This window comes from Nonomuraea sp. NPDC001699, from assembly GCF_053596455.1.
In genome coordinates this window covers 260,330-281,693 of sequence record NZ_JBSFGF010000009.1, presented here as the reverse complement: position 1 = coordinate 281,693, position 21,364 = coordinate 260,330, and the positions used below count along the sequence as shown (strand labels likewise).

22 protein-coding genes are annotated in these 21,364 nt (G+C 72.4%); 12 read left to right on the top strand and 10 right to left on the bottom strand.

The features are described 5' to 3' along the window. Nucleotides 1-86: 86 nt before the first annotated feature. Nucleotides 87-2,126: a phenylacetic acid degradation bifunctional protein PaaZ gene (paaZ, locus tag ACWCSU_RS27755; protein WP_357695547.1), complete on the top strand. Its 2,040-nt coding sequence runs from the start codon at nucleotides 87-89 to the stop codon at nucleotides 2,124-2,126. A 1-nt stretch (nucleotide 2,127) separates the two neighbouring features. Then, the gene (locus ACWCSU_RS27750) at nucleotides 2,128-2,919 is read left to right on the top strand and encodes an enoyl-CoA hydratase/isomerase family protein (protein ID WP_364096681.1); all 792 of its coding nucleotides are present in this window, start codon (nucleotides 2,128-2,130) and stop codon (nucleotides 2,917-2,919) included. A gap of 82 nt (nucleotides 2,920-3,001) precedes the next feature. On the opposite strand, the gene ACWCSU_RS27745 is transcribed toward ACWCSU_RS27750, so the two are convergent. Continuing rightward, nucleotides 3,002-3,511 (bottom strand): Lrp/AsnC family transcriptional regulator, encoded by a 510-nt coding sequence (locus ACWCSU_RS27745; protein WP_364096678.1) that lies wholly within the window; start codon nucleotides 3,509-3,511, stop codon nucleotides 3,002-3,004. A 120-nt stretch (nucleotides 3,512-3,631) separates the two neighbouring features. Between ACWCSU_RS27745 and pdhA the strand changes: the two genes are divergently transcribed. From pdhA to ACWCSU_RS27730, 3 genes are read left to right on the top strand one after another with little or no spacing between them, the layout of a single operon-like run. Continuing rightward, on the top strand, nucleotides 3,632-4,738 hold the full coding sequence (pdhA, locus tag ACWCSU_RS27740; RefSeq protein ID WP_449938738.1) for a pyruvate dehydrogenase (acetyl-transferring) E1 component subunit alpha: 1,107 nt from the start codon (nucleotides 3,632-3,634) through the stop codon (nucleotides 4,736-4,738). A 1-nt stretch (nucleotide 4,739) separates the two neighbouring features. Beyond that, nucleotides 4,740-5,774 (top strand): alpha-ketoacid dehydrogenase subunit beta, encoded by a 1,035-nt coding sequence (locus tag ACWCSU_RS27735; RefSeq protein ID WP_357695556.1) that lies wholly within the window; start codon nucleotides 4,740-4,742, stop codon nucleotides 5,772-5,774. Beyond that, nucleotides 5,771-7,186 (top strand): dihydrolipoamide acetyltransferase family protein, encoded by a 1,416-nt coding sequence (locus ACWCSU_RS27730; RefSeq protein ID WP_449938737.1) that lies wholly within the window; start codon nucleotides 5,771-5,773, stop codon nucleotides 7,184-7,186. The genes ACWCSU_RS27735 and ACWCSU_RS27730 overlap by 4 nt, the downstream gene beginning before the upstream one ends. Before the next feature lie 462 nt (nucleotides 7,187-7,648). On the opposite strand, the gene ACWCSU_RS27725 is transcribed toward ACWCSU_RS27730, so the two are convergent. From ACWCSU_RS27725 to ACWCSU_RS27715, 3 genes are all read right to left on the bottom strand, one after another. Beyond that, on the bottom strand, nucleotides 7,649-7,969 hold the full coding sequence (locus ACWCSU_RS27725) for a GYD domain-containing protein (RefSeq protein ID WP_357695560.1): 321 nt from the start codon (nucleotides 7,967-7,969) through the stop codon (nucleotides 7,649-7,651). A gap of 148 nt (nucleotides 7,970-8,117) precedes the next feature. Continuing rightward, complete coding sequence (locus ACWCSU_RS27720) at nucleotides 8,118-8,711, bottom strand: hypothetical protein (RefSeq protein ID WP_449938735.1); 594 nt, start codon at nucleotides 8,709-8,711, stop codon at nucleotides 8,118-8,120. A 163-nt stretch (nucleotides 8,712-8,874) separates the two neighbouring features. Next, entirely contained in the window at nucleotides 8,875-9,402 is a 528-nt protein-coding gene (locus ACWCSU_RS27715) for a P-loop NTPase family protein (RefSeq protein ID WP_357695564.1), read from the bottom strand. Between the two features lie 483 nt (nucleotides 9,403-9,885). Here ACWCSU_RS27715 and ACWCSU_RS27710 point away from each other — a divergent pair, with 483 nt between their 5' ends. Next, entirely contained in the window at nucleotides 9,886-11,355 is a 1,470-nt protein-coding gene (locus ACWCSU_RS27710; protein ID WP_449938732.1) for an alpha/beta fold hydrolase, read from the top strand. Nucleotides 11,356-11,514: 159 nt separating this feature from the next. Here the strand turns inward: ACWCSU_RS27710 and ACWCSU_RS27705 are convergent, their stop codons facing one another. Continuing rightward, on the bottom strand, nucleotides 11,515-12,075 hold the full coding sequence (locus tag ACWCSU_RS27705; protein WP_449938731.1) for a histidine phosphatase family protein: 561 nt from the start codon (nucleotides 12,073-12,075) through the stop codon (nucleotides 11,515-11,517). Between the two features lie 360 nt (nucleotides 12,076-12,435). On the opposite strand from ACWCSU_RS27705, the gene ACWCSU_RS27700 reads away from it, so the two are divergent. Further along, complete coding sequence (locus ACWCSU_RS27700; RefSeq protein WP_357695570.1) at nucleotides 12,436-13,188, top strand: peptidylprolyl isomerase; 753 nt, start codon at nucleotides 12,436-12,438, stop codon at nucleotides 13,186-13,188. A gap of 47 nt (nucleotides 13,189-13,235) precedes the next feature. Here the strand turns inward: ACWCSU_RS27700 and ACWCSU_RS27695 are convergent, their stop codons facing one another. Beyond that, nucleotides 13,236-13,598, bottom strand: a complete 363-nt coding sequence (locus tag ACWCSU_RS27695; protein WP_357695572.1) for a DUF1622 domain-containing protein — start codon at nucleotides 13,596-13,598, stop codon at nucleotides 13,236-13,238. Between the two features lie 133 nt (nucleotides 13,599-13,731). Next, a complete protein-coding gene (locus ACWCSU_RS27690; RefSeq protein ID WP_397044526.1) occupies nucleotides 13,732-14,334 on the bottom strand; it encodes a TetR/AcrR family transcriptional regulator in 603 nt (200 codons plus the stop codon). Between the two features lie 178 nt (nucleotides 14,335-14,512). On the opposite strand from ACWCSU_RS27690, the gene ACWCSU_RS27685 reads away from it, so the two are divergent. Next, nucleotides 14,513-14,875 (top strand): STAS domain-containing protein, encoded by a 363-nt coding sequence (locus tag ACWCSU_RS27685; RefSeq protein ID WP_449938728.1) that lies wholly within the window; start codon nucleotides 14,513-14,515, stop codon nucleotides 14,873-14,875. 61 nt (nucleotides 14,876-14,936) lie between these two features. Here the strand turns inward: ACWCSU_RS27685 and ACWCSU_RS27680 are convergent, their stop codons facing one another. After that, nucleotides 14,937-15,326 carry an STAS domain-containing protein gene (locus tag ACWCSU_RS27680; protein WP_449938727.1) on the bottom strand — a complete coding sequence of 130 codons (390 nt, stop codon included), beginning with the start codon at nucleotides 15,324-15,326 and terminating at the stop codon, nucleotides 14,937-14,939. A 345-nt stretch (nucleotides 15,327-15,671) separates the two neighbouring features. Between ACWCSU_RS27680 and ACWCSU_RS27675 the strand changes: the two genes are divergently transcribed. From ACWCSU_RS27675 to ACWCSU_RS27665, 3 genes are all read left to right on the top strand, one after another. Next, the gene (locus ACWCSU_RS27675; protein WP_364096642.1) at nucleotides 15,672-16,118 is read left to right on the top strand and encodes an ATP-binding protein; all 447 of its coding nucleotides are present in this window, start codon (nucleotides 15,672-15,674) and stop codon (nucleotides 16,116-16,118) included. A gap of 119 nt (nucleotides 16,119-16,237) precedes the next feature. After that, nucleotides 16,238-17,011 (top strand): SDR family NAD(P)-dependent oxidoreductase, encoded by a 774-nt coding sequence (locus ACWCSU_RS27670; protein WP_449938726.1) that lies wholly within the window; start codon nucleotides 16,238-16,240, stop codon nucleotides 17,009-17,011. A gap of 77 nt (nucleotides 17,012-17,088) precedes the next feature. Beyond that, nucleotides 17,089-19,287 carry a SpoIIE family protein phosphatase gene (locus ACWCSU_RS27665; protein ID WP_449938724.1) on the top strand — a complete coding sequence of 733 codons (2,199 nt, stop codon included), beginning with the start codon at nucleotides 17,089-17,091 and terminating at the stop codon, nucleotides 19,285-19,287. A gap of 38 nt (nucleotides 19,288-19,325) precedes the next feature. Here the strand turns inward: ACWCSU_RS27665 and ACWCSU_RS27660 are convergent, their stop codons facing one another. After that, nucleotides 19,326-20,021: an NADPH-dependent F420 reductase gene (locus ACWCSU_RS27660; RefSeq protein WP_449938891.1), complete on the bottom strand. Its 696-nt coding sequence runs from the start codon at nucleotides 20,019-20,021 to the stop codon at nucleotides 19,326-19,328. A 330-nt stretch (nucleotides 20,022-20,351) separates the two neighbouring features. Between ACWCSU_RS27660 and ACWCSU_RS27655 the strand changes: the two genes are divergently transcribed. Beyond that, nucleotides 20,352-20,879, top strand: coding sequence for a carboxymuconolactone decarboxylase family protein (locus ACWCSU_RS27655; protein ID WP_364096637.1), 528 nt, complete (start codon nucleotides 20,352-20,354; stop codon nucleotides 20,877-20,879). A gap of 34 nt (nucleotides 20,880-20,913) precedes the next feature. Here the strand turns inward: ACWCSU_RS27655 and ACWCSU_RS27650 are convergent, their stop codons facing one another. Beyond that, nucleotides 20,914-21,306, bottom strand: coding sequence for a nuclear transport factor 2 family protein (locus tag ACWCSU_RS27650; RefSeq protein ID WP_357695590.1), 393 nt, complete (start codon nucleotides 21,304-21,306; stop codon nucleotides 20,914-20,916). Nucleotides 21,307-21,364: the final 58 nt, after the last annotated feature.

The following is a 21,364-nucleotide window of genomic DNA, read 5'->3' as shown; positions in this document are numbered from 1 at the left end:
CTCCGAGGCATCGGTCTTATTTACTTATCGCTCGGTCAGTAATACGGTTGCATGAGTCGGGGCTTCCGCGCAAGAGAGGAGACAGCGTGAGCGCGCTGCTGGAGAGCTACGCCGCCGGACGATGGTTCCGCGCGGCCGACGACGGGGAACCCTTGCTCGACGCCGCGACGGGCGAGGAGGTCGCGCGGATCTCCAGCAAGGGGCTGGACGTCGCCGCCATGGTCCGGCACGCCAGGGACACCGGCGGCCCGGCGCTGCGCGCCCTGACCTTCCACGAACGGGCCGCCCTGATCAAGGCGCTGGCCAAGCACCTGATCGAGCGCAAGGACGCCCTGTACGCCCTGTCCACCCGCACCGGCGCCACCGCCCGCGACACCATGGTCGACGTCGACGGCGGCATCGGCACCCTGTTCAGCTACGCCAGCAAGGGCGTGCGCGAGCTGCCCAACGACACCGTCGTCCTCGACGGCGGCCTGGAACGCCTGGGCAAGGGCGGCACCTTCGCCGGCCAGCACATCTACACCTCGCGGCCGGGCGTCGCCGTGCAGATCAACGCCTTCAACTTCCCCGTCTGGGGCATGCTGGAGAAGCTGGCGCCGGCCTTCCTGGCCGGGCTCCCGTCCATCGTCAAGCCCGCCGCCCAGACCGCCTACCTCACCGAGCTGGCCGTCCGGCAGATCATCGAGTCGGGCATCCTGCCCGAAGGGACGCTCCAGCTCCTGTCCGGCAGCCCCGCCGGGCTGCTCGACGAGCTGACCGTCCAGGACTCCGTGGCCTTCACCGGCTCGGCCCACACCGCCGGCATCCTGCGCCGCCATCCGAACGTGCTCGACCGCGGCGTCGTCCTCGGCGTCGAGGCCGACTCGCTCAACTGCTCGATCCTCGGCCCCGACGTGCGCCCGGACGATCCGGAGTTCGACCTGTTCGTCAAGGGCGTCGTCGCCGAGATGACGGTCAAGGCCGGGCAGAAGTGCACGGCCATCCGCCGCGTGCTCGTGCCGGAGAACCTGGCCGGGCAGGTGGTCGAGGCGCTGGCCGCCCGCCTGTCGAAGATCACCGTCGGCGACCCGCGCAACCCCGACGTGCGGATGGGCCCGCTGGCCGGGCTCGGGCAGCGCGAGGAGGTGCGCAAGGCGGTCGAGGCGCTGCTGGCCGGCGCGGAGGTGGTCCACGGCGACCCGCGGGGCGCGTCCCTGCTCGACGGCGACCCCGAGCGCGGCGCGTTCATGACCCCGCTGCTGCTGCGGGCCCGTCCCGGCGCCGCCGAGCCGCACGACGTGGAGCCGTTCGGGCCGGTCGCGACCGTGCTCGCCTACGACGGCGTCGAGGAGGCGGTCGCCCTGGCCGCGCGGGGCAGGGGCAGCCTGGTCGCCTCCGTCGCCACCCACGACCCGCAGGTCGCGCGGTCCGTCGTGCTCGGGCTCGCGCCCTGGCACGGCCGGGTCCTCGTCCTCGACCGCGACGACGCCAAGGAGTCCACCGGGCACGGCTCGCCGCTGCCGGTCCTCGTCCACGGCGGCCCCGGGCGGGCCGGCGGCGGGGAGGAACTGGGCGGCGTGCGCGGCGTCCTGCACCACATGCAGCGCACCGCCGTCCAGGGCTCCCCGGACCAGCTCACCGCCATCACCGGCCGCTGGACGACCGGCTCGGCCCGCGCCGAGTCCGGCGTCCACCCCTTCCGCAAGTCGCTGGCCGAGCTGCGGGTGGGCGACACGATCGCCTCCGCGCCGCGCACGGTCTCGCTCGCCGACATCGAGCACTTCGCCGACTTCACCGGCGACACCTTCTACGCCCACACCGATCCCGAGGCCGCCGCCCGCAACCCGTTGTTCGGCGGCATCGTCGCGCACGGGTACCTGGTGGTGTCCCTGGCCGCCGGGCTGTTCGTGGACCCGGCGCCCGGCCCGGTGCTGGCCAACTTCGGCGTGGACGGGCTGCGCTTCCTCACCCCGGTCAAGGCCGGCGACGCCATCGCCGTCGCGCTGACCGTCAAGCAGATCACGCCGCGCAGCGGCGCCGACTACGGCGAGGTCCGCTGGGACGCCACCGTCACCAACCAGGACGACGTCCCGGTCGCCACGTACGACGTGCTGACCCTCGTGGCCAAGACCTGGCCGGAGGGCTGACGTGGCCGACACCCCGATCCTGCTCGAACGCGACGGCGCCGTGGCCGTCGTGACGCTCAACCGCCCCGACCGGCGCAACGCCCTGGACGACGGGCTCAAGAAGGCCCTGCGCCGGGCGCTGGAGGAGGTCGCCGCCGACGACTCGGTCAGGGCCGTGCTGCTGACCGGCGCGGGCCGCGCGTTCTGCGTCGGCCAGGACCTCGCCGAGCACGCCGAGGCCCTGCGCGCCGACCCCGGCCACGCCTTCGACACCGTCGAGGCGGACTACGCGCCGGTCGTCCGGCTCCTGGCCACGATGCCGAAGCCGGTCGTCGCCGCCGTCAACGGCACCTGCGTCGGCGCCGGGCTGGCCCTCGCGCTCGCCTGCGACCTGCGCGTCATCGCCGAGGAGGCGAAGCTCGCCACGGCGTTCGCGGGCATCGGGCTCACCTGCGACTCCGGCCTGTCGGTGACGCTGACGCGGGCGGTCGGCGAGTCCAGGGCCAAGGAGCTGGTGCTGCTGGGCGAGCCGTTCGGGGCCGCGCAGGCGGTCGCGTGGGGCGTCTCGGGGCGGGTGGTGCCGAGGGCCGAGGTGTGCATGGCGGGACGTGAGCTCGCCGCCCGGCTCGCCGCCGGGCCGACCGCCGCCTTCGCCGAGTCCAAGCGGCTCATCGCGCAGGGGTGGGAGCAGGGGCTCGGCGCGGTGCTCGCCGCCGAGGCGCGCGCACAGGCCCGTCTGGGGCTGACCGCCGACCACGCGGGCGCGGTGGAGGCGTTCCTCGCCAAACGCCGCCCCACCTTCGAGGGACGCTGACCTTCGAGGAACGCCGAGCTCCGAGGAACACCGCCCTTCGAGGAACGCTGCCCCGACCCCTCTGTGGGGCCGGGGCGGCGCCTCAGCTCTCGTGTGCCCCCCACTCCGCGCCCCGGCCGCGGGCCTCCTCGAACACCAGCCAGGTCCGGGTGGCCCGCACGCCCGGGATGTCCTGGATGCGTTCCAGCACCACGTGCCGCAGCGCCGCGTTGTCCGGCGTCCTGACCAGCACCAGGACGTCGTAGTCGCCGCCGACCATGGCGAAGTGCTCCACGTAGGGCGTCTCGCGCAGCCTGGCCGTGACCTGGCGCCAGGAGTTCTGCTCGATCGTCACCGACACGTACGCGCTGGTGCCCAGGCCCGCTCGGTGCGGCGCGAGCTCGGCGGTGAAGCCGGTGATCACGCCGTCGTCCATCAACCGGGTGAGGCGGGCGTAGACGTTGGCGCGCGAGACGTGCACGCGTTCGGCCAGCGTGCGCATCGACATCCGGCCGTCGCGCAGCAACTCGGCGATGATCGCCCGGTCCACCGCGTCCAGGTTGGCGGCCGAACGTCCCGGCCAGCCGCTCTCGATGCCCTCGTTGGCCGACAATTGGCCCTCCTGAAGTCCTCTATGAATCCATTTGTCGCTCATCATGCCTGATGTCTTGAACGTATGGCTTCGGAAGCGGACGCTTTCCCTCACAAACGTCCAGAGAAAGTGAGCGTCGCCATGTCCGTGAGGAGGAGTCCGCGGACGGTCGAGGGCCTGCTGCCCTCACCCGAGCCGGTGCGCTTCGTCGCCGAGGACGGCACCGCCGTCGAGCCGCCCGCCGGGTACGCCGAGCCCACCGGCGAGCACCTGACGGAGGCGTACCGGCGGATGGTCCTGGGCCGCCGCTTCGACCGCCAGGCGACCGCGCTGACCAAGCAGGGCCGGCTGGCCGTCTACCCCTCCAGCCGCGGCCAGGAGGCCTGCCAGATCGCCGGCGTCCTCGCGCTGCGCGAGGACGACTGGCTGTTCCCCACCTACCGCGACTCGGTCGCGCTCGTCTCCCGCGGCCTCGACCCGGTCGAGGTGCTGACGCTGCTGCGCGGCGGCTGGCACTGCGGCTACGACCCCGCCGCCACCCGCGTGGCCCCCCAGTGCACGCCGCTGGCCACCCAGACGATCCACGCGGTCGGCATGGCCGACGCCCTGCGCCGCAAGGGCGAGGACGGCGTCGTCATGGCCTTCATCGGCGACGGCGGCACCAGCGAGGGCGACTTCCACGAGGCGCTCAACTACGCCGCGGTCCTGCGCGCCCCCGTCGTGTTCCTCGTCCAGAACAACAAGTACGCCATCTCGGTGCCGCTGGCCAAGCAGAGCGCGGCCCCGGCGCTGGCCTACAAGGGCATCGGCTACGGCATCCCCTCCGAGCAGGTGGACGGCAACGACCTCGTCGCCGTGCTGTCGGTCCTGGACGCCGCCGTCGCGCACGCCAGGACCGGCGGCGGCCCCTTCCTCGTCGAGGCGCACACCTACCGCATGGACCCCCACACCAACGCCGACGACCCCACCCGCTACCGGGAGAGCCAGGAGGTCGAGCAGTGGGAGTCGGCCGACCCGCTGGCCCGGCTGGAGACGTACCTGCGCGGGCGCGGCCTGCTCGGCGCCGAGGACGTCGCCGCCGCGCACAAGGCCGCCGAGGAGTACGCCGCCCGCCTCCGCGACGCGATGAACGCCGACCCCGAGGCCGACCCCTTCGAGCTGTTCGACCACGTCTTCGCCGAGCCGACGCCCCAGCTGAACGAGCAGCGGGCCCTGCTGGCGTCCGAGCTGACCGCGCGGGAGGACTGAGATGACCGCGACCACCCCCAACGCCTCCATGAGCATGGCCCAGGCGCTGAACGCCGCCCTCCGGGACGCCCTGCGCGAGGACGAGCGCGTCCTCGTCTTCGGCGAGGACGTCGGCCCGCTCGGCGGCGTCTTCCGCGTCACCGACGGGCTCACCAAGGAGTTCGGCGAGGAGCGGTGCTTCGACACGCCGCTGGCCGAGGCGGGGATCGTGGGCCTGGCCGTGGGCCTGGCCATGGGCGGCTTCCGTCCGGTGATCGAGATGCAGTTCGACGCCTTCGCCTACCCGGCCTTCGAGCAGATCGCCTCGCACGTGGCCAAACTGCGCAACCGCACCCGCGGGCGGCTGTCGCTGCCGATCGTGATCCGGATCCCGTACGCGGGGGGCATCGGCGGCGTCGAGCACCACTGCGACTCCAGCGAGGCGTACTACGCCCACACACCGGGGCTGAAGGTCGTGACGCCCGCGACGGCCGACGACGCGTACTGGCTGCTGCGCGACGCCATCGCCGACCCCGACCCGGTGATCTTCATGGAGCCCAAGCGGCTGTACTGGTCGAAGGAGGAGACGTCCACCGCGGACCGGCGCGCCGCCGGGTTCGGCCGCGCGGCCGTCCGCCGCGAGGGACGCGACGCCACGCTCGTCGCCTACGGGCCCAGCGTGCCCGTGGCGCTCCAGGCCGCCGAGGCCGCGGCCCAGGACGGGCTCTCGCTGGAGGTGGTCGACCTGCGGACGATCGTCCCGTTCGACGACGAGACCGTGGTGGCCTCGGTGCGCAGGACCGGGCGCTGCGTGGTGATCCAGGAGGCGCAGGGGTTCGCCGGGGTGGGGGCGGAGATCGCCGCCCGCGTGCAGGAGCGGTGCTTCCACTCGCTGGCCGCTCCGGTGCTGCGCGTCACCGGGTTCGACATCCCGTACCCGCCGCCGATCCTGGAACACTCCCACCTGCCGGACGTGGACCGCGTCCTGGACGCCGTGGACCGGCTCCAGTTCGACGACGAGCCCGACCTCCTGCACCTCACCCGGGAGGCGTCATGACGGCGACCGCCGCGCGGCAGGTGTTCCGGCTGCCCGACCTGGGCGAGGGCCTGACGGAGGCCGAGATCGTCGAGTGGAAGGTGACCGTGGGGGACACGGTCGAGATCGACCAGATCGTGGTGGAGGTGGAGACGGCCAAGGCGGCGGTGGAGGTGCCGGTGCCGTACGCGGGGACCGTACTGCGGCTGCACGCCGAGGCGGGCGCGGTCGTGGCGGTGGGGGAGCCCCTCATCGAGGTCGGGGCCGGGTCGGACGGCCGTGCGGCCGGCCCGGCGGAGGACCCGGCGGCGGCGCGGTACCGGGAGGAGGAACGTGCCGGTTCGGGCAACGTCCTGATCGGCTACGGCACCACCGACACCCCGCCCAGGAGCCGCCGCCGCCCCCGCCCTGCCAAGCCCCTTCCCTTCCACCCCTCCACCCCGACCTCCAGGCCCGCACCCGTGCCCGCGCCTGGGCCCGGGCCCGCTTCCGGGCGTGTCCCGGCGCCCGTGGTCGCGGCCGGGCCTTCGTCGTCGGGCGGGGCGGAGGGCGCGCCTCGGGTGATCTCGCCGCTGGTCCGCCGGATGGCTCGCGATCATGATGTGGACCTCACCGCCGTCGTCCCCACCGGCCCCCACGGCGTGATCCTCCGCCGCGACGTCGAACAAGCCATCGCCGCCCCCATCCCCACCCCCGCACCCGCCCCTGACACCCCGTCCGCCGGGGCCGCGACGGGGCTGGTGGCCGAGCGCATCCCGCTGCGTGGCCTGCGCCGTACGGTGGCCGACAAGCTCACCCGCAGCCGCACCGAGATCCCCGACGCCACCACCTGGGTGGACGTGGACGCCACCGACCTGATCACCGTCCGCGACACCCTGCGGCGGACCAGCCCGGACCTGGGCGTCGGCCTGCTGGCACTCCTGGCCCGCGCCTGCGTTGCCGGCCTGCTGCGCTTCCCCGAGCTGAACGCCTCGGTCGACACCGACCGGGCCGAGATAGTCCGCCATGGCCACATCAACCTGGGCTTCGCCGCCCAGACCGACCGCGGCCTCGTCGTGCCGGTGGTCCGCGACGCGCACCTCATGACCACCGCCGGCCTGGCCGCCGAACTGACCCGGCTGACCGGCCTGGCCCGCTCGGGCGGCCTGCCTCCGGCCGCGCTGACGGGAGGCACGTTCACCCTCAACAACTACGGCGTCTTCGGCGTGGACGGCTCCACCCCCATCATCAACCACCCGGAGGCGGCGCTCCTGGGGGTGGGCCGCGTCATCGACCGCCCCTGGGTGCACGACGGCGCGGTCGTGCCCCGCAAGATCACTCAGCTGTCCCTCACCTTCGACCACCGCGTCTGCGACGGCGGCGCGGCGGGCGGCTTCCTGCGCTTCGTCGCCGACTGCGTGGAGAACCCTGCCGTGCTGCTGGCCCACGTCTAGCGGCACGCTCCCCACACCGGCGAACGCCACCCGGTGGACCCGAGGGCGACGCCCCTCGGGCCCACCGCACGCCGGGCACCCGGCGAGGAGCGCGAGCTGTCGCCTGCCACGGCCCCGTCAGAGGCGACGCGGACGACGGCAACCCTGCTTGGTGTACGCGCCGGTACCGCGCCCTCTCAGAGGCCGGCATGGAGGGAAGAGCCCGATGCCTGATCCCACCTCGACAGACCTGTGGTCCACGATCGGCGAGCTGGTGGCGTGGCTGGACCGTAACAACGGCCGGGACCCGCACGAACTCACGCTGCGTGTCATGAAGATCGGCGAGGAGTTCGGCGAGGGCGCTCGCCGCGCACGATGCAGGCGCCGACCGCGGATCGCTCCTCACCGCCGTGTCCAGCGGCTGCCTTCGCCGACATCCCGCGAGCCGAGGCACAGGCTTGCGCCTGCGTCTGCGCCTGGCTGTCACGCGCCAGGAGCCCGGTAAGCCACATTCATCCGCGTGGCTTCGTCGACCTCCTCCGCCGTCAGCAGGGCGACCGTTGTCGTCCGCACCGCCCCGGACGCCGACACCGCCAACCCCAACGCCGCCGACGCCGCATTGCTCGGCAGGTCGACGACCACGAACGTGTCCGTCTCGCCGAACGCGAAGTACATCTGCTCGACCCGCCCGCCCAGGCTTTCCACCAGGCGATCCACCGCTTGTCGGCGTCCGGTGCCACCGTCCCGCAGCACCCCGCGGAGACCCTCTGTGGTGTACGTGGACTGGATCAGATATTTGGGCATGGGCGAGTTCCTCTTCTCGTGCCGCCGCCCCGGTGCGAGGTGGCTGTCGCAGGTCACGAGGTCGGAATTCTCGGCCCGGGATGAAGGTAATCCCACCGGTGGTGCTGGGTTTTCCCTGCGGCCTCTCGACGCCGGCCGACGCCGCCGTCTAGGCCGAGACCGTCAGCGCCACGATCACCATCCCGAGCGTCAGGTCGAGTGCGGCGCAGAACTCGGCCATCGACCGGGCCACCACCTTGTTCCTGCGCCAGAGGACCACGTCCAGAACGGCATGCCCCACCAAGGCCGCGGCGACCAGGTAGCCCCCGGCCGCAGGCGACAGGGACAGCGCGGTCACCGACACCGCCCCGAAGACCAGCATCGCCGGAACCTGCGCCGCGACGAGCGTCGGCCTCCTCACCAGCCCGTCCGTCAGGCCGACGACGGCGACGCACACCGCACCCCCGACCAGCCCCGGCCACGGCTCCAGCGCGAGCAGCCGCAGCACCGCCACCGCCACCACGGACGCCCCGAACAACGGCCAGGCCACCCCCGGCCTGCCGGTCACCGCCGTGGCGAGGTAGACGAGCGCGGCGAGGAACACCACAAGGGCCGCGTCCCGCCCGTCCTCCAGCCCCAGGACGTTGAAGACCATGAAAGCCACGCCCAGCCCCGTGGGCCAGCGACGTGCCACGGCCATGAGCACCCGGCCGGTGGGGGAGCGCTTCTGCGAGCCGCCTTGCGCGGACGACATCTCAACCATGCCCCGACTCTCCCGCGCCACCTCCGCCCACCTTGTGGCCGAACACCCTGAACGTCCAGAATCCTGCGATCCCGGTCCACCCACCCCATGTTCACCGCCACCACGTGCGTGAAGCAGACGGCCCCGGGGTGACGGACGCCTGTGAGGGGGAGGCGGTCCGCCGTCAGGCCGGCGCGACCGACCGCAGCCAGACCGCCGCCGAGTACGGGCTGGTGAAGCGGAGCACGCGCAAGGGAGCGAAACGCGGATCACGGGTGCGCCGCCGGATCTCCGCCTGCCGCGCCGCGTGCTGCGACCAGGCCCACCACGCCGGATGATCACTCTGGAACCATCCGGCGACCGTCTCCCGATTGCCGTTGAAGACGGGTTCGCGCAGAACCGTCCTGCGCAGCGAACGCCGCAGGACCCGCGGCATGACGACCCGGCGCGGATAGTCGAGCCAGACGATGGTGTCGGCGCGTTCCCACAGCAGGTCGCGCACCTCCGGGTAGCCGAAGGAGTCGAAGATCCACGCCGGGGTCCCGGCGATCTCGGCGACCCGCTCCGGGAACGCCTCGTCCACGGCCCAACCTGGCCCCGCGAAGTACAGGCCGTCCATCTCGTGACAGGGCACGGCAAGCCGGTTGCTCAGTGCGCGCGCGAGCGTCGACTTGCCCGCCCCGCTGATGCCCGCCACCAGAATCCGCCGCATCCCCGGCAGGCTAGCGCAACCGTACCCGGCGAGCCCGCGACGCTGCCAGTCCATTCCAACGCCCCCCGCCCCTGCCTGGCGACCAACCGGAAGCCCCGCCAAACAGACCCGACCCGCCCCTCACCGAGCGTCCTGACCGGACAGACTCCTCGGCGGAGAGGTGACGAGACAGCCTGCACGAGCAGTAACACGGGCTCCAGATCGCGCGTGACTTCGGCTGGACCATGGGCCGTGCGTGACACCGGCTGGACTACGGATCGTGCGGGACACCGGCTGGACTACGGATCGTGCGGGACACCGGCCAGACCACGGGCCGTGCGGGACACCGGCTGGACCACGGGCCGTGCGTGACACCGGCCAGACCACAGAGCGTGCGTGACACCGGCCAGACCACGGTCTGACAACCCGTGGTAGGACTTCGCCGCTCCAAGATCAGACCCTGGTCCGACGCGTTCCCGACCCCCGCGCCGCAATCATGACCGCATGCTGAAACCCCTCGCCACGATCCTGGCCGCCCTGCTGGCGATCACCGGCCAACCCGCCATGGCCACCGCCACCCCAAGCGCCGAGACCCGACCCGGCAGCGAGAACACGGTCCGTCCCTCCTCGGCCACCCGATCCGCCATGACGGCCGGTTCCACATTGACCTGGCAGCCCTGCCCCAACGACAAGATCGGCATGGAGTGCGCCGACCTCCAGGTCCCGGTCGACTGGCGCAAGCCCGACGACCGCAAGATCACACTGAAGCTGGGCAGGCTGAAAGCGACCGGCACCTCCGAAGGGTCGGTCCTGGTCGCCTATGGCGGCCCAGGAGGCCCCGGCATCGCCACCACCGCAGCCGTCCCCGACTGGTGGGCCCGGCTGCGCGAGCGCATGGACATCGTCACCTGGGACACTCGCGGCTACGGCGAGCAGTTCGGCGGCCTGAGCACCGGCCTCGCGTGCGTCTGGACCCGCATCCCCATCCCGGAAGCCCCACGTGACGACGCCGGCTTCGGCCGACTGTCCGACACCAACCGCGGCTTCGCCGAGGCATGCCGCCACCAAGACCCCCAACTGTTCGCCAACATGAGCTCGGCCGACCAGGCCAGAGACATGGAGGCGATCAGAAAGGCCCTGGGCGGCGCGAAGCTCAACTACTACGGCGCCTCCTACGCGGGCTTCTACGGCCAGGACTACGCCCGCCTCTTCCCCGACCAGATCCGCACGATGGTCCTCGACGGCACCTGGAACCACAGTCCCGCCGACTGGTCGCGCGAACTGGAGGAGATGGCGAAATCCAACGAGCAGTCCATGCGGCGCTTCTTCACCTGGTGTGCCACCCATGACTGCCAAGACATACCCGGCCTCTGGCACAAGCTGACCGAACGAGCCCGCCGCAAGCCCATCGCCACCACGACGGTCAACATGGCCTACGACGCCCGCGACCTGCAGTCCCTCGCCGTCTTCATGGCCCGCCAAGGAGCCCCCGGCTGGCCCGCCCTGGCACGCGCGATCCGCAAGGCGGCCGGCCAGGGCGACGCCTCCGACTTCGTCCCAGCCCGCGGGGCCCGCTACCCCGACCAGACCACCCCCGTCACCGAATGCCTCGACTGGCCGCGCCCCGCGACCCTCAAGGAACTGGCCGGCACCGACGCCCGCCTCCGCAAGATCGCTCCTCTCACCGGCACCGCCAACACTCTGGCCTCGGCGACCCTCACCTGCATCGGCTGGCCCGTCCCGGTCACCAACCCACCCGCTCCCCTCCCGAAGGGCGTGCCTCCCGTCCTGGGAGCAGGCGCCTGGGGCGAGTCGGACGCGGTCGAACGTGCCCTGGCCGACGTCCCCGGCAGCTCCACCATCCGCCACGACGGCCCGGGTCACACCCTCTACGGCTTCAACCCCTGCGCCCGCGACCTGATGAACCGCTACTTCACCGACCTGACTCTGCCACCGCCGAACACCCAGTGCTGACCACCTCGACCCCTCCGGCAGCCAGCCATCCGGGCGAACGGGAACGTCCTCGTCCCACGCTTGCGCCGGAGCCGTTCGGCTCCCGAGCACGAGAAGCCGGAGCACGAGAGGAAGAACCCAGTCGTGCTGGGCTAGTACGCCAGGTGCAGTCGGCGATCTTCAACTCGGCCGGAGGGGGCTCTGCGGCGCCCGGTGGAACCCGATGCTCACGAATCGGCCGTCGGCGAAGCCGAGGCGCGCACCGTCGCAGTGCGCGAACGGCGTCCCCCAGGAGTCATGTGAAGCGTCCGGAAAGCACGCCGCCAACGCCAGCTCGATCGCCCCTCCATGCCTGACCAGGAGCGCCGAGCAGCCGTCAGCGACGTCGCGGACCGTGTCCACCCAGATCGCTCGGTGGGTCTCGGCCACGGTCGCCGCCTCCCGACCCTCCCGGATGATCTCCGCGAGACGCCGGTAGGGCTCGGTCCAGCCCGCGTGCCGAGCGATTTTTCCCGGCACATGACCTGACGGCATCTCCATGGCGTCGTCGACGGCGAAACCCATCGCAACAGCGGTCTCGACGGCCCGAGGAGACGAACTGGTGACCACACGCTCGTAAGGGCCGACTCCGGAGCCGACGAAGCGGGCGAGGGCCATCCCGTCAGCCGACAGGTGTGACCCACGGCCACGTGCCGCGCCCTTCTTGGTCAAGCTGTGTCGGCGCACGTCGAGCCGGCGCACTTGGCGTCCTCCTGCGACGGTGTTCCGGTGGGCAAGGGCAGAGACGCGTACGGCCACCGCGATGATCGAGCGGTGTGCCGACAACCAAAGATCACTTGGTGGCCGCAGGCCGAAGCGTAGCCGTGCTCTTCCGAGCAATCGACGGTGAAGACCCACCAGCGAAGGGCGTAGGGGAGATGGTGAGGGGCGGCTGTCACGCCGATCTCGGCCCGGCCCCGGCATGCCGACCAGGGGTGGACTCTGGCTGCCGCGGAAGTCGCACAAGGAGGCGCCGACCTCGTGCGGCCACGGTCTTGACTGGGCGGGTCAGATCGACTAGACCACAGGAAGCCCGGCGATCATCACGCAGTGGAGGACACGATGTCCGGCAGAGCGTTGGTACGACTCGCGGCCCGCGCCGCGTTATCCGCAGTCACGACGGGCGCGCTGGTCGCGGCCGCCGCCATGCCGGCCGCCGCGACGGCCCTGGACCGGCCGCCGCGGACGACCAAGGGGCCGTGCGCGTACACCGAGACCCCCGACGACCCGGCCGTGCGCAAGGTGCCGCTGCCGCCGGACCCTCGCCGCACCCCCGACCGTCCGGTCTCCGCGGTGCTCAGGACCAACCACGGCGACATCGGGCTCACCCTCGACCCGGCCAAGGCGCCGTGCACCGTGCAGAGCTTCGTGCACCTGATCCGTCACCGCTTCTACGACGTCACCTCCTGCCACCGGCTCACCGCGTACGACCGGCTGAAGGTGCTGCAGTGCGGCGACCCCAGCTTCACCGGCGAGGGCGGGCCGGGCTACCGCTACAAGGACGAGCTGCCGACCGACCTGCCGCCGTGGCCCGGCGACACGACCGGGGTGCGCAAGACGTACGCGCGGGGCGTGCTGGCCATGGCCAACGCCGGGCCCGACACCAACGGCAGCCAGTTCTTCTTGGTCTACGGTGACTCGGGTTTGGCGCCCAACTACACGGTCTTCGGTACGGTCGACGCCGCCGGGCTCGCCGCGCTCGACCGCATCGCCGCCGGCGGCATCCAGCCGGAGCCCGACGGGCCCACGCCGCCCGTCGACGGCAAGCCCGTCCTGCCGGTCGACATCCGGGACGCCAAGGTCTGCCGCAGGTAGGCGCCACTCTTGCCCCCGTCCCACCTGCCGGTGGAACGGGGGCGGGTTCAGCCGGGGGTGTCGGCGCCGCGCCGCGCCTGCCAGGGCAGGCGGTTCTCCAGCTCGATCTCCAGCGAGAAGCTGAGGAAGGTCCGTACGAGCACGATGAGCGCGAGCACGCCGACGCTCACGAACGTCGGCGCCACCGCCACGGTACGGATGATGTCCCCGGCCACCAGGAATTCGAGCCCCAGCAGGATCGCCCGCCCGAGGCCCTGCCGGTAGGCGCGGTAGACGTCGTTCGGGGACCGTCCCTCGCGCAGTCGCAGGACGAAGGACACGGTGGCGGCCAGCGCACCCAGCACGATGATCGCCACGCCCGCGAGATCGACAGCCTGGCCGATCGCCTCCACGATCCGCGCGAAGTTCATGACCACCCTCTTTGCCCCGCCTTCAGCAAGGATCGGCGGCCTCCGCCCGGCCCGCCTCCCCGACACGCCGCACCAGCCAGGCTCTTTGCCGGAGCCACCCGGCGGGATCTCGCCGGGTGGCCCCGGACGAGGGTCAGGACTCCTGTCCGCCGGTGGGGAGGGAGTCGAGCCACTGGGCCAGGCGGGCGCCCTGACGGGTCATGATCTCGGGATCGCGCAGGGCGTTGGCCAGCAGCGACATGCCCTGGTAGGCGCCGACGAAGGTGAGCGCGAGATCGTCGGCGTCGGGCAGGCCGAGGGCCCGGAACTGGCGTTCCGACCAGTCGAGGAGCAGCCGCATGACCCGGCCCGCCTCGACGTCGAGGCCGCCCTCGGCGCGTTTGTCCAGTTCGGCGGCGAGGGTGCCGGTGGGGCAGCCGTACCGGGCGGCGACGTCGCGCCGGCTCACCCAGGCGTCCACCATGGCCTTGAGCCGGGCGCGCGGGTCGGGTAGCCGGTCGAGTTCGGCGGTGAGCTCGGCCAGGTGCCCGGCGTGCTCGGACAGCGCGGCCAGGATCAGTTCGTCCTTGGTCTTGAAGTAGTAGTACACGTTCCCCACGGGCACGCCGGCGGCCTCGGCGATGTCGGCGATGGTCGTCCGCTCGACGCCCTGCTCGTGCAGGACGCGGGCGGCGGCGGCCATCAGCCTGCGCCGCTTGTCGGCCCCCCGGGACCGGGTCCTCGTTGAGTCAGTCACCCAACTCACTATACGTCCGGGACGGCTGTGACGAGCGCTCATCCGTCCGGACGACACCGGGCGCGGTTGTGGTGGCTGGGCCACATCGTGCTCACCTCGCGCGGTTGGAGGAGCGAGGACGCCGCCGAGGGGTAGGAGCGGCCGATGTCCGATGTCGCCGAGCTCTGGATTCTCCGTCATGACAGAGTTAGCGATCAACGTCCAGCGTCTGCCGGGCTGCCACGTCGTGCACCTCGACGGCGAGCTGGACCGCGTGACCCGGATGCCCCTGGCCCGTACGCTCGCCGCACTCCTCGAAGCGGACCGTCCGAAGGTCGTGATCGACGTCACCGACCTGGCCTTCTGCGACTCGTGCGGCCTCTGGGCCCTGCTCGTCGGCCAGCGGCAGGCCGAGCGGCGCGGCGGCACGGTCCGGCTGGTCGGGGTGCACGGGCCGCTGGCGCGCCTGCTGGACATCACCCGGCTGTCACGCCTGTTCCCGCCGGACGACGGCCCGGCCGAGGCCGCGACCTGGACCAGGCCGCGCGGCTGGCCGTCCTGAGGCCGCGGGAACGCGTGCCCCCCAGGACGGCCCGCGGACGCGCCCGTGGGGGCGCGCCCTCCTAGGACTCCAAGGACGGAGGCGAGGGTGCCGGGTCGGGGCCGTGGGGATGGGACTCGCCGACCACCTCGTAAAGCTGATCGTCGGGCCCCAGACGCCAGCCGAGCAGCGCCAGCAGTTCGCGCACCGTGGGCGAGGCGTTCTGGAGCACCAGCCGTCGCGGCGGCGGCAGGCCGGTGGCCGCGCTCATGATCAGCCGCAGCCCGCCGGCGTCGATGAAGGTAAGCTCGGACAGGTCCAGATGGAGGTCGGTCTCGCCGATGCGTAACGCCCACGCCAGCGCTCGGGCCAGCGCGGACCGTCCATGGTGGTCGATCTCGCCGCGCACGCGCAGGCCGAAGGGGTGCACCATGGGCAGCACGTCAGCAGGGCCGCCGGTTTGGTCGGTCATCGAAATCACACCTATTTGCGGTCGTCTCAGGGCAGAGCCGAGCCGCGCCACGTCCTCGATCACGGGAGGGTACGGGCGCCCCTGACAGATCGCCGAAAACAAGATCGCCCGGCGCGCCGCGCGTCCACACAGCGTCGGCACATCGGGCAGAGGGAGAAGCAGATGTCGGGCGATCAACCCTTTCCGCCAGGCACCGGCCAGGTCACCGCGGCGCGGGCCGCCGGTGAGCTGGACGGGGGCGCAGCCAGCGCGCCCGGCTCGGCTCGTTTACTCGGTCATCTCAGTCCCTGCCCTCGATCGAGCGCCTTACGCCGTCGCCACCCCCGCACGCGGTAGGGGCGGGCCATGCACGCCCCCTTCCACCTGCGGTGCACCATCACCAACAATCTCGCGCTCATCCGTGACCTGGTCCGCGTCTACGCCCGCCACGCGGGGCTGTCCGGCGCGCGGCTCGACCACCTGGTGCTCGCCGTCAACGAGGCCGCCGCGAACGTCCTGGAGCACGGCGGCGGGCGCGGCACGGTGACGGCCTACACCGACGCCGCCGTCCTCACGGTCGACGTCTGCGACACCGCCGGGCGTCTTCGGGCCGAGCATCTGGCCGACGCCCGCCTCACGCGTCCCACGGGCACGGGACGGCAGCTCGGCCTGTGGCTGATCCACCGGCTGTGCGACGAGGTCGGCATCGACCATCCGCAAGGAGGCAGCAGGCTGCGGCTGCGCATGCGCCTGCCCCTCGCCACCCATCTGCGCCCCTGGCAGGGCGGCGACTCCTCGCCCGCCGCGAGCTAGGCACGACGACCCGCCCCGACGGCGGTGAGCCGGCGGTGAGTACGCGGTGAGCCGCCCCCGCCACTGTTGACCTGTCTCCGCGACCGCGGAGCACAGGCCACACACGTGGGGAGCGAACAATGGGCATGCTGACGGGCAGGACGGCGCTGGTGACGGGCGGCTCTCGAGGCATCGGCCGGGCGGTGGCGCTGCGGCTGGCCGCCGAGGGCGCGCTGGTGGCCGTGCACTATGGCGGCGACGACGAGGCGGCCAAGCAGACCGTGGCCCTGATCGAGGACGCCGGCGGCCAGGCGTTCACCGTCCGCGCCCGCTTCGGCGCCGAGGGTGTCGAGGGGGCGGTGGACAGGCTGTTCGAGGGCCTGACGGCCGAGCTGGGCGGACGCGGGCTGGACATCCTGGTCAACAACGCGGGCATCGCCTCGACGGCCCCGATCGCCCACCTGACCCCGGAGGAGTTCGAGCGGGTGATGACCATCAACGTCACCACCCCGTTCTTCGTGATCCAGCGCGCCCTGCCGCTGCTCAACGACGGCGGACGCATCATCAACATGGGCTCGACGGCCAGCAGGTTCGCCGTCACCACGCAGATCGGCTACACGATCAGCAAGGCGGCGCTGGAGGCGATGGCCCCGACGCTCGCCAACGAGCTGGGCAGGCGCGGCATCACCGTGAACACGGTCGCCCCCGGCGCCGTGCGGACCGACATGACGGCGGGCTACACCTCCATCCCCGAGGTGGTGGCCGGGCTGGAGTCCATCACCGCGCTCGGCCGGCTCGGCGAGCCCGAGGACGTCGCCGACGTGGTCGGGTTCCTGGCCGGCCCCGCGGCGCGGTGGGTGACCGGTCAGACCATCGACGTCTCGGGCGGGACGTACCTCGGCCCGCTCGCCTGAGCAAGCGGCGGAACACTTTGCTCATCCCTTACGGAGAGTAAATATTTCCGGACATAGAGCTTGCATAGCCTGATTTCATGGGAGATATCCCCCACCAGCCGCCACCTCCCGACCCGCCGCACGGCCACGGCGCCGACGGCGGAGACGGTGAAGGCGGCGGCAGCAGCGACGGTGACGGTGGCAGTGGCGGTGGCGGCCTGATCCGCGACGCGCACCAGGACAGGCTGCTGCTCGGCGCGGCCATCAGCACGCAGGCGCACGTGTGCGTGCTCTTCGCCCTGGCCGAGGACGGGCGCCTGCTGATGATGGAGGCCGAGTCGGGGCTCCCCGAGCCCTTCTCGCGCTCGTGGGTCCTGATCAGATCCACCGACCAGTCGCCGATCGCGCTGGCGGTCCGGCAGCGGCGGCTGGTGTGGGTGCCCGACCGGGAGTCCATGGCCCGCGAGTTCCCGCTCGTGGCGCTGGCCTTCCCGTACGGGTTCGCGCTGGCCGCCGCGCCCCTGGTCGACCGCGACGGCGAGGTGCGGGGGGCCATGATGCTGCTCTGGCCGCCCGCCCCGGCGGGCCGGCCCACCCGGCGGCACCTCGACGTCCTGACCGCCACCTGCGCCGACCTGGCCGAGATCGTCCCACGCGGGGACCGGCCGGTGCCGCCGGGGCACCAGCCGCGCGTGCTGACCAGGGAGCCGCCCGGCGGCGACGACCTCCTGCTGACCTGCCTCAACCGGCTGCCCGAGGGCTACTGCATGCTCGACGTCGAGGGCCGGCTCGTCCTGCTCACCGCCCCCGCCGAGGAGCTGCTGCAGGCCGAGGCCGGCGAGCTGATCGGCAAGCGGCCCTGGGACGCCCTGACCTGGCTGGACGACCCTGCCTACGAGGACCGCTACCGCGCCGCGGTGGTCAGCCAGGAGGTCACCTACTTCACCACCCGCAACCCGGGCGGCCAGTGGCTGGCCTTCCACCTCTATCCGGGCCTGGCCGGCGTCACCGTGCGCGTCACGCCGAGCACGATGGCCCGCGACCCGCGTCCCGTCATGCCCGACCAGCTCGCCGCCGCCGACCGGCCGCCGCGCCTGGTCGCGCTGCACGAGATGCTGCACCTGGCCACCACCCTGGCGCGGGCCGTCACCGCCCAGGAGGTGATCAACCTGGTCGCCGACCACGTGATGCCCGCCTACCACGTGCAGGCCCTGGCCATCCTCACGTCAAGGGGCGGGCGCACGCACGTGGCCGCCTCCCGCGGATACAGCGAGCAGGCGGTCGAGGAGTACGAGGGACGGCCCATCGGGCAGCTCGCGCCCGATCACCCCCTCGCCGCCGGGGCGCCGGCCTTCTTCGGCACCTGGGCCGAGCTGCGCGCGACGTACCCGGACGCGATCAGGTCGGACGACCTGTCGGCCTGGGCGTTCCTGCCGCTGACCGTCGGCGGGCGTACGGCCGGCATGTGCATCCTGGCCTACGACCGTCCCCACCGGTTCACCACCGACGAGCGGGCCAGCCTGACGGCCCTCGGGGGGCTCATCGCCCAGGCGTTCGAGCGTGCCCGCCTCTACGACGTCAAGCACCAGTTCGCGCAGTCCCTGCAGGCGAGCCTGCTGCCGCGCACCCTGCCCGGCGTCCCCGGGCTGGAGGTGGTCGCCCGCTATCTGCCCGCCACGCCCGGCATGGACATCGGCGGCGACTTCTACGACCTCATCCGGCTGGAGGAGAGGGTGGCCGCCGCCGTCATCGGGGACGTCCAGGGGCACGACGTCACCGCCGCCGCGCTGATGGGCCAGGTGCGTACCGCCATCCACGCCCACGCGACGGCGGGCGCCAACCCCGGCGAGGTGCTCGCGCACACCAACCGCCTGCTCAACGAGCTGGCCCCCGACCGGTTCACGAGCTGCCTCTACATCAGCATCGACCTGGGCCGGGGGACGGCCTGCGTGGCCGGCGCGGGCCACCTGCCGGCGCTGCTGCGCCGGCCCGGGGAGCCCGCCCAGGTGGTGGAGACCGCCCCCGGGGTGCTGCTCGGCATCGACCCCGGCGCCGAGTACGCCACCACCCAGCTCGACCTGCCGCCCGGCTCGGTGCTGGCCCTCTACACCGACGGGCTCGTCGAGGTGCCCGGACGCGACCTCGGCGAGGCCATCGGCGGCCTGGCCGCAGGGTTCGCCCCGTCGCCGGACCAGCCGCTCACCGACGTGGCCGAGACCATGATCGGAACGGCGGCGTCCGTCGGCCACCGTGCCGACGACATCGCCATGATGCTGCTGCGCATCGGCCGCCCCTGACGCCGGCCCCTGACGCCGGCCCCTCACACCGGCTCCGGTCAGGCGCGCCACTCCGGGGTGCGTTCCTGCCGGGCCTGGGCCAGGGCCTCCCTGACGCCTTCGGCGTCCTTGTCGGTGGTGTAGACGGGGCTGCCCGGCTGCTGCCGCCACGACTCGTCGAGCCCGCCGGCGTCGACCGGGTCGAAGCCGAGCGCGTCCACCAGGGCCATCACGATCTTCTTGCCGCGCTCGTCGTCGGCGGCCACGGGCAGGGCGATGCGTCCGGGGCTGCCGGAGGGGCGGCCGCCGTGGCCCAGGTGGTCGGCGTAGATGTTGTTGAACGCCTTCACCACCGGGTGACCGAGCTGCTGCTCGACCCATCGGCTCTCCGGCATCCCGGCCTCGATCTCGTCGATCCTGCCGTCGCGCTGGGGGTAGTAGTTGCCGGTGTCCACGACGGTCAGGCCGCCGGTGACGTCGCCGAACAGGTCGTCGGGCAGCTCGGGCACCTTGCCCTGGGGGATCGTGACCACGACCACGTCGGCTCCCCGGGGCGCCTCCTCGACGGTCACCGGTGTGGCGCCGGTCTCGGCGGCCAGGTCGGCCAGGGTCTGCGGGCCGCGCGAGTTGGCCACCGCCACCTCGTGTCCCAGCTCGGTCAGGCGCCGGGTGAGCGTGCCGCCGATGTTCCCCGCGCCGATGATGCCGATCTTCATGCCCTGCCCCCGGATTGTCCGCCAGCTACTGTTCGCCAGGGTATCGTCACCTGCTGTTATCGCTGGTCAGAGGCCCGGTCGGCGCGCCGGAGCGCCCGGCGACCGGATTGCGGGCGGTAATTCCATCGGCGCCGTTGACATCAAGTGGTCAGCGGTACGCAACTTCCTGGTCGTTCCGTGGCGGAATCCGCGCACGGTGAACCCGCACACTGGATGCCATAGGCAGGCAAACGGACGTTGGAGGGCCGAATGGGAAATTCAGCATTACGATCCGTCTCGCGCGACGCCGAGCGGCGTGAATTCGTCAATCACGCGGGCGGGAATCGTCCGCATATCCAGCTGATATCCGACGAGCCCGGCATCCGGGGGTTGTTCCGCTACCGGCCCGAGGCGGCCGAACCGCTGACCCTGCTCTCCGAGGTGCTGCTGTGCGGGGAGAGCCCGTTGACCCGCGGCGAGCGCGAGCTGATCGCCGCGTACGTGTCGTCGCTGAACCGGTGCCGGTTCTGCTTCCACACCCACGCGGCCTTCGCCGCCGTGCGCGCGCCGGACGGCATGACGCTGGTCGACGAGACGTGCGCCGATCCGGCGGCGGCCCCCCTTTCCGGCAAGCTCAAGGCCCTGCTGGCCATCGCCGGCGCGGTCCAGCGGAGCGGGCGGGAGGTCGGCGACGAGCACGTGCGCGCGGCCCGCGAGGAGGGCGCCACGGACCTGGAGATCCACGACACGGTGCTGATCGCGGCGGCCTTCTGCATGTACAACCGGTACGTGGACGGCCTGGCCACGCTGGCCACCGACGACCCCGGCCACTACGCCGACAGGGCCCGCCTGACCAGCGGATACGTGAAGGTGTGGAACGACGAGTCGCTGGCGGAGGCACTGGACGAGGCCGGCTGAGCGGCCCCGTCCGGCGCCGTCGGGCGTCGTGCGGTCAGCCGAAGAACTCGTCCACCGAATAGGGGTCGAGCGGGAAGCTCCAGCGCTCGCTGATCTTCCCGTCGGTGATCCTGAACAACTGCATGCCGCGGTCGTTCAGCGAACGGCCTTCGCGCTCGCCGCGGATGCGCAGGACCGCGGCGACCTGGTCGCCGCCGACGAGATAGGACTCCGGCTCCAGGCGCAACGTGCCGGTGGTGGACTGCAGCAGCTCGGCCAGGTAGCCGAGCACGGCTTCCTTGCCGGAGTAGTCGCGGGCCATCGGGCCGCGACCGGGGACATGGAAGATCACGTCGTCGGCGAGCAGCCGGCGAAGGTCCTCCAGGTCGCCCTTGGCAATGGCGTCGTAGGTATTGCTGGCAACGGTGATGTGGGGATGCTCATCCATGACGACCGCCCAGTCACAAACGGGGTTTAGGTGGCGTCCGTGACATTACGCGCGTCAG

Bases quoted from the DNA above. Each gene is read 5' to 3' on its own strand.
- ACWCSU_RS27725 (WP_357695560.1), bottom strand. From the start codon at position 7,969: ATGCCCAAATATCTGATCCAGTCCACGTACACCACAGAGGGTCTCCGC.
- ACWCSU_RS27730 (WP_449938737.1), top strand. From the start codon at position 5,771: ATGACGGCGACCGCCGCGCGGCAGGTGTTCCGGCTGCCCGACCTGGGC.
- ACWCSU_RS27675 (WP_364096642.1), top strand. From the start codon at position 15,672: ATGCACGCCCCCTTCCACCTGCGGTGCACCATCACCAACAATCTCGCG.
- ACWCSU_RS27695 (WP_357695572.1), bottom strand. From the start codon at position 13,598: ATGAACTTCGCGCGGATCGTGGAGGCGATCGGCCAGGCTGTCGATCTC.
- ACWCSU_RS27685 (WP_449938728.1), top strand. From the start codon at position 14,513: ATGACAGAGTTAGCGATCAACGTCCAGCGTCTGCCGGGCTGCCACGTC.
- ACWCSU_RS27670 (WP_449938726.1), top strand. From the start codon at position 16,238: ATGGGCATGCTGACGGGCAGGACGGCGCTGGTGACGGGCGGCTCTCGA.
- ACWCSU_RS27715 (WP_357695564.1), bottom strand. From the start codon at position 9,402: ATGCGGCGGATTCTGGTGGCGGGCATCAGCGGGGCGGGCAAGTCGACG.
- ACWCSU_RS27720 (WP_449938735.1), bottom strand. From the start codon at position 8,711: ATGGTTGAGATGTCGTCCGCGCAAGGCGGCTCGCAGAAGCGCTCCCCC.
- ACWCSU_RS27680 (WP_449938727.1), bottom strand. From the start codon at position 15,326: ATGACCGACCAAACCGGCGGCCCTGCTGACGTGCTGCCCATGGTGCAC.
- ACWCSU_RS27700 (WP_357695570.1), top strand. From the start codon at position 12,436: ATGTCCGGCAGAGCGTTGGTACGACTCGCGGCCCGCGCCGCGTTATCC.
- ACWCSU_RS27735 (WP_357695556.1), top strand. From the start codon at position 4,740: ATGACCGCGACCACCCCCAACGCCTCCATGAGCATGGCCCAGGCGCTG.
- ACWCSU_RS27710 (WP_449938732.1), top strand. From the start codon at position 9,886: ATGCTGAAACCCCTCGCCACGATCCTGGCCGCCCTGCTGGCGATCACC.
- ACWCSU_RS27650 (WP_357695590.1), bottom strand. From the start codon at position 21,306: ATGGATGAGCATCCCCACATCACCGTTGCCAGCAATACCTACGACGCC.
- pdhA (WP_449938738.1), top strand. From the start codon at position 3,632: ATGTCCGTGAGGAGGAGTCCGCGGACGGTCGAGGGCCTGCTGCCCTCA.
- ACWCSU_RS27665 (WP_449938724.1), top strand. From the start codon at position 17,089: ATGGGAGATATCCCCCACCAGCCGCCACCTCCCGACCCGCCGCACGGC.